General features: G+C 74.2%; 4 protein-coding genes and 1 pseudogene. 4 read left to right on the forward strand and 1 reads right to left on the reverse strand.

The genetic code is table 11. The features are described 5' to 3' along the window. From AWZ10_RS23535 to AWZ10_RS23545, 3 genes are all read left to right on the forward strand, one after another. Positions 1 to 1,255: aldehyde dehydrogenase family protein (locus tag AWZ10_RS23535; protein ID WP_060891989.1), on the forward strand; the 1,255-nt coding region annotated here is incomplete at its 5' end. After that, positions 1,252 to 2,034, forward strand: a complete 783-nt coding sequence (locus tag AWZ10_RS23540; RefSeq protein ID WP_046709794.1) for a 3-oxoacyl-ACP reductase — start codon at positions 1,252 to 1,254, stop codon at positions 2,032 to 2,034. The genes AWZ10_RS23535 and AWZ10_RS23540, both read left to right, overlap by 4 nt. A gap of 55 nt (positions 2,035 to 2,089) precedes the next feature. Then, a complete protein-coding gene (locus tag AWZ10_RS23545) occupies positions 2,090 to 3,019 on the forward strand; it encodes a DUF2510 domain-containing protein (protein WP_060891990.1) in 930 nt (309 codons plus the stop codon). A 55-nt stretch (positions 3,020 to 3,074) separates the two neighbouring features. Here AWZ10_RS23545 and AWZ10_RS23550 read toward each other — a convergent pair whose 3' ends face one another. Continuing rightward, positions 3,075 to 4,277, reverse strand: coding sequence for an amino acid deaminase/aldolase (locus AWZ10_RS23550; RefSeq protein WP_046709796.1), 1,203 nt, complete (start codon positions 4,275 to 4,277; stop codon positions 3,075 to 3,077). Between the two features lie 615 nt (positions 4,278 to 4,892). On the opposite strand from AWZ10_RS23550, the pseudogene AWZ10_RS52965 reads away from it, so the two are divergent. After that, positions 4,893 to 5,488: pseudogene (locus AWZ10_RS52965) on the forward strand (hypothetical protein); the annotation flags it as partial.

Genomic DNA, 5,488 nt, shown 5'->3' on the forward strand with positions numbered 1-5,488 from the left:
GTGGGCCGCCACGGCCCCCGCCGACCGTGCCCGGCTGCTGCGCCGCTTCGCCGCGACCGTGGACGAGCACCTGGAGGAGCTGGCGCTGCTGGAGGTCCGGGAGGCCGGGCACACCATCGGCAACGCCCGCTGGGAGGCCGGCAACGTCCGGGACCTGCTCGACTACGCGGCGGGCGGCGTGGAGCGGCTCACCGGCCGCCAGATCCCGGTGGCCGGCGGTCTCAACGTCACCCTCCTCGAACCGCTCGGCGTCGTCGGGGTCATCGCCCCCTGGAACTTCCCGATGCCCATCGCGGCGTGGGGCGTCGCCCCCGCGCTCGCGGCCGGCAACGCGGTGATCCTCAAGCCCGCCGAGACGACGCCGCTCACCGCGCTCCGCCTCGCCGAGCTGGCCCGCGAGGCCGGGCTTCCCGAGGGCCTGTTCCAGGTGCTGCCCGGCCACGGCCGCGTCACCGGCAACGCCCTCGTCGAACACCCCGGCGTAGCGAAGATCGTCTTCACCGGGTCGACGGCCGTGGGCAAACAGGTGCTGGCCAAGGGCTCTGCGCTGCTCAAGCGCGTCACCCTCGAACTCGGCGGCAAGAGCCCCAACATCGTCTTCGCCGACTCGGACCTCGAAGCCGCCGCCGCGGCCACCCCCATGTCGTTCCTCGACAACTCCGGCCAGGACTGCTGCGCCCGCACCCGCATCCTCGTCCAGCGCTCCGTCCACGACCGCTTCCTCGACCTCCTGGCCCCCGGCATCGAGTCCGTCCGCGTCGGCGACCCGGCCGACGAGGCCACCCAGATGGGCCCGCTCATCTCCAGGGTCCAGCTGGACCGTGTCCGTTCGTACGTCGACCCGGACGCGCCCGGCATCCGCGGCAAGGCCCCCGAGGGCCCCGGCTTCTGGTTCCCGCCGACCGTCCTCATCGGCGTCGAGCCCGGCGCCCGCGTGGCCGCCGAGGAGGTCTTCGGCCCCGTCGCCGTCGTCGTCCCCTTCGAGGACGAGGCCGACGCGATCCGGCTCGCCAACGACACCCCGTACGGCCTCTCCGGCTCCATCTGGACCCGGGACGTCGGCCGCGCGCTGCGCGTCTCCCAGGCCGTCCGCGCGGGCAACCTGTCCGTCAACTCCCACTCCAGCGTCCGCTACTGGACCCCCTTCGGCGGCTTCAAGCAGTCCGGCATCGGCCGTGAACTCGGCCCGGACGCCCTGACCGCCTTCACCGAAACCAAGAACGTCTTCATCAGCACGGAGGGCCCCGCACAGTGACCTCAGAAAACATCTGCCGCCGCCTGGTCGGCCGCACCGCTGTCATCACCGGTGCCGGCAGCGGCATCGGCCTCGCCACCGCACGCCGGCTCGCCGCCGAGGGCGCGCATGTCGTCTGCGGCGACCTGGACGAGGCGCGCGGCAAGGCGGCCGCCGAGGAGGTCGGCGGGCTCTTCGTGAAGGTCGACGTCACGGACGCCGAGCAGGTCGAGGCGCTCTTCAGGACCGCGTACGACACCTACGGCAGCGTCGACATCGCGTTCAACAACGCGGGCATCTCGCCGCCCGACGACGACTCCATCCTGGAGACCGGCCTGGAGGCCTGGAAGCGGGTCCAGGAGGTCAACCTCACCTCCGTGTACCTGTGCTGCAAGGCGGCGATCCCCTACATGCGGCGCCAGGGCAAGGGCTCGATCATCAACACCGCGTCCTTCGTGGCCCGCATGGGCGCGGCGACCTCCCAGATCTCGTACACGGCCTCCAAGGGCGGTGTGCTCGCCATGTCGCGGGAGCTGGGCGTGCAGTTCGCGCGGGAGGGCATCCGCGTCAACGCGCTCTGCCCGGGTCCGGTCAACACCCCGCTGCTCCAGGAGCTGTTCGCGAAGGACCCGGAGCGCGCCGCGCGCCGCCTCGTGCACATCCCCGTCGGACGGTTCGCCGAGGCCACCGAGATCGCGGCCGCCGTCGCGTTCCTCGCCAGCGACGACTCGTCCTTCGTCAACGCCACCGACTTCCTGGTCGACGGCGGCATCTCGGGCGCGTACGTCACCCCGCTCTAGACCCTGCTCCAGGGCACCGGAGCACCGGCACGGCCGATGTGATTAAAGTGCCGGGATGAGCAGTTCGCCGCCCGGCTGGTACCGCGACCCGTCCTACCCGCTCACCGAACGCTGGTGGGACGGGACCGCGTGGACCGACCACCGGCGCCAGCCGGAGCAGCCCGTCCCGCCGGTGCTCCAGCCGCAGCCGCCCCCGCGCAGGGGCCCCGGACGCACCAAGGTCGTCGCGCTGGCCGCCGTCGGGGCCGTCCTGGTCGCCGGAGCGGTCACGGGCGGCGTCCTGCTGCTCGGCGGGGACGGCGACGGCGGCCGGGAGACGAGGACGGCGTCGACCTCCCCGACCTCCGACACCGACGGGAGCGACAGCCCGACCCCCACGAAGCCCGCCACCGCGACCCCCACCGGCGACCCGACCGCCGTCGCGGACGACCTCAACGGCATCACCTTTCCGATCCCCGACGGCTGGGAGGACGGCGACGGATCCGCCGAGGACGACGCGGTCCTGGTCACGGACGACGGCATCTACGACTGCCCCGGCGACAACGGTCTGTGCCGCAGGGGCACGGTCGTCTCGCGGACCGTCACCGGCAGCAGCGAGACATCCCCGAAGATCCTCGCCCAGCGCGACATCGAGGACGCGGCGAACGACGCGTACGACCGCGACGAACTGGACCGGCGCCCGTACAACGGCATCACCGGCCACGAGGTCGTCGCCTCCGGCTCGGTGGCCGTCGCGGGCCGCGCCGGCTACTACGTGCGCTGGCGCGTCACGACGGGGGCCGGACCCGGCGGCTACGTCCAGTCCCTAGTCTTCCCGTCCAGCAGCGGCTCCGAGGCCCCGGTGCTCGTCCGGTTCGCCCTCGACGCGGGCGACGACGGCCCGTCGGTGGGCGACATCGACGAGATCGTCGAGGGCATCCGACCGGTGGGCGACGCGAACGCGGACACGGGCGGGGGAGTGGGCAGCAGCCTCGGTCCGTCGTGAGCCCTCGCGGTGTGCGGATCCGGGAACCCGAGCGGGGCTCCCGGCTGCCGCCGGCCTACAGGAACGTGTGGCCCTCGCCGCGATACGTCGGCACGGCCGCCGTCACCTCGTCGCCCTCCACCAGGTGCAGTACGTCGAACCGCTCGCACAGCTCGCCGGCCTTGGCGTGCCGGAACCACACCTTGTCGCCGAGCAGCAGGTCGTCCGCGGGCGCGCCGAGCAGCGGGGTCTGCACCTCGCCGGGGCCCTCCTGCGGGTCGTACTTCAGCCCCTCGGGCAGATACGGCACCGGCAGCCGGTCGGGGCCGGGCGCGCCGGAGGCCGGATAGCCGCCGCCCAGCACGGTGACGACCCCGACGCCGGGGCGCCGTACGACGGGCATGGCGAACAGCGCGGCCGGACGCCCGCTGAACGACGTGTAGTTGTCGAAGAGCCGGGGCACGTAGAGCCCGGAACCGGCGCCGATCTCGGTGACCGAGTCCTCCGCCGCCGTGTGCTGCACACTGCCCGTGCCGCCGCCGTTCACGAACTCCAGGTCCGGCGCCACCCGCCGTACGGCGCGCACCACTTCGGCCCGCCGCGCGGCCAGCTCCTTCTTCGCGGTGGCCTGCATCAGCCGGATGGCACGGGAACGCAGCGGCCGCCCGGCCACCGAGTCCCCGACACCGGCGATGTGCCCCTCGTACGCCATGATCCCGACCAGCTTGAACCCCGGGCGCTCGGCGACGGCGCGGGCCATCTCGCCGACCTGCGCGGGGGAGTGCAACGGGGAGCGCAGGGCGCCGACGCGCACCCGTCCGCCGAGCAGCTTCAGCGAGGTGTCCAACTCCAGGCAGACGCGCACGACTTCGGTGCCGCCACGCCGGGAGTTGTCGATCAGCTGGAGCTGGGCGGGGTCGTCGACCATGACGGTCACGGCGGCGGCGAGCTTCGGGTCGCCCGCCAGTTCGGCGAAGGCCTCCTGGTCGGCCGACGGGTAGGCGAGGAGGACGTCCTCGAACCCGGAACGGGCCAGCCACAGGGACTCGGCGAGCGTGAACGACATGATGCCCTGGAAGCCATCCCGAGCCAGGACCCTCTCCAGGAGTGCCCGGCAGCGAACGGACTTGCTCGCGACGCGGATCGGCTTGCCGCCGGCCCTGCGGAGGAGGTCGTCGGCGTTCGCGTCGAAGGCGTCGAGGTCGACGATCGCCAGAGGGGCGTCGAGATGAGCTGTGGCCCGGTCGTACCGGGCCCGGTCGGCGGCGCGCGCAGTCATGCACGAAGCCTGCCAGACATGATTACCGCAGGGTAGGGGGACGTTCCGGGCAGAAGCCGCGGGTCGGCGGACTGGTTCCCGTTCGACCGGGGCCAGCCCGTAGAGTGACGCGCACGCAGGGACGGCCTCGACGGGGATGCGGATCCGCTGCCACGGGTATGGCTTGCCCGTGGTGTCGGCGGACCGTTGACGGGGCCGCTCCCGGGTATGCGTGACGACCGCTCCCCACGGGCGGTCGGACGCCCGGACGACCTCCGGGTCGGCGGACGAGGAAACGGGGGGTGCATGAGCACGGAAGCGCGTCGCGCCTCCATCCCCCCGCGCCCACCGGGTCCGCCCCGCCCGTCCATACCGCCGGACCACGACGCGTCGACCATGACCCCGGACGCCACGCCATCGAACACCGCGACACCGGGAGCCTTGCCGCGGCGGCCGTCGCGAGGGCCCGGGTCCGGCAGCGAGACGCCGGGGGCGTACGCGACCGCCCCGGACACGTGTCCGTCCGCCCCGGGTGCGCCCGGCTCGGCCCCTCCGTTCGGCTCCAGCCCGGCGGGAGGCCCCTCGGTTCCCCCGCCCCGCCCGGATCGCGCGCCCTCGGCCGGGAACGGTCCGACCGTGCCACGCCGCCCTCAGCGGCCACCGGTGGCGGGTGCGCCCGCGCGACCCAGCACGCCGCCTCGTCCGTCCTCGGCGCCTTCCCCGACTCCGGGCACGACCCGGGACGTACGCCGCCCGGGTACGGCCGACGCCCCGAACACCCCGGAGAACAGCCGGAGTTCCGCCGGTCAGGGCGGCCCCGCACGCGGCTCCGGTCAGGCGGCCGGGCAGAGCCCCGCACGTGGTTCGGGTGAGGCGGCGGCGGACGAGACTCCCCCGCGCGGCTCCGTCGTGGACGGTGGCACCGCCCCGCGCCGAGGCGAACACCCGCGCTTCTCCGACTTCCGGCGCACGGCGGGCCAGAACCCGGGCACCTCGGCCACCCCGCCGCCGCCCCCGGCCGCCTCCGCCCGCTTCCCGGACTCCCCCCCGGCGTCCTGGACCCGTTTCCTGAACGCTCCGCCGACGGCTCCGACCCGTTTCCCGGACGCCCCGCCCTCGGCGTCGGCCCGCTTCCCGGACGGCCCACCGGCCGCTCGTCGCCCGGACGACACGCCGCCTTCGGGCTCTGCCCGTTTCCCCGACACGCCGCCCCCCGCGCGCGACGCCGGACG

The sequence above is a fragment of the Streptomyces europaeiscabiei genome (genome assembly GCF_001550375.1).
GTDB lineage: Bacteria > Actinomycetota > Actinomycetes > Streptomycetales > Streptomycetaceae > Streptomyces > Streptomyces europaeiscabiei.

Excerpts from the sequence above, each read along its gene's own strand:
- AWZ10_RS23545 (WP_060891990.1), top strand. The coding sequence starts at position 2,090 with ATGAGCAGTTCGCCGCCCGGCTGGTACCGCGACCCGTCCTACCCGCTC.
- AWZ10_RS23550 (WP_046709796.1), bottom strand. The coding sequence starts at position 4,277 with ATGACTGCGCGCGCCGCCGACCGGGCCCGGTACGACCGGGCCACAGCT.